This window comes from Faunimonas sp. B44, from assembly GCF_052655945.1.
Genome location: NZ_JBQYEX010000051.1, coordinates 1 through 753 on the forward strand (window position 1 = coordinate 1; position 753 = coordinate 753).

Sequence of the window (753 nt, forward strand, 5' to 3'; positions counted from 1 at the left end):
TCAGCCCTTCTGCCATTCCGGCTTCCGCTTCTCGACGAAGGCGGCGATGCCTTCCATGCGGTCGGGCGCGGAGGTGAGCTTCTGGTGGCCGAGCATCTCGATGACGAGGCCGGTCTCGATGTCGGTCTGCAGCCCGGCATGGACGCACTGCTTGATGACCCGGACCGCCTCGCGCGGGTTGCCGGCGATCTTTTCGGCGACCGCGAGCGTGGCGGCGAGGAGGTCGGCCCTGGGCAGGAGCCGGTTGACCATGCCCCAGGCGAGCGCGTCTGCGGCCGGGAAGTGCTCGCCGGTGAGCAGGTATTCCTTGGCGCGCGGCTCGCCGACGATGCGGCCGAAGCGCTGGGTGCCGCCGGAGCCCGGCATGAAGCCGCGCTTCACCTCGGGAAAGCCGAAGCGGGCGTCCTCGGCGGCATAGGCGAAGTCGGCCCGCAGCACCATCTCGGCGCCGCCGCCGAGCGCAAGCCCGTTCACGGCGCAGACGACCGGCACCGGGCAGCGCTCCATCAGGAGGTTGTACTGCTTGAAGACGACGCGCTGGGCCATCCACTGCGCGTCGGTCATGCCGTTGCGCTCCTTGAGGTCGCCGCCGACGCAGAAGGCGCGCTCGCCGGCACCCGTCAGCACCACGCAGCGGACGTCCTCGAGCGCGCCGGCATTGATGTCGCCGAAGACCCGGACGAACTCGCGGCCGAGCTGCGTGTTGACCGCGTTCAGCACCTCCGGCCGGTTCAACCGCAGGAGCAGCACGCC

1 protein-coding gene is annotated in these 753 nt (G+C 70.5%); it reads right to left on the reverse strand.

Annotated elements, in window-relative coordinates; all coding sequences use genetic code 11:
* A partial coding sequence (locus tag ACUN0C_RS20205; protein ID WP_445468197.1) for an enoyl-CoA hydratase/isomerase family protein occupies nt 1–753 on the reverse strand: 753 nt, incomplete at its 5' end.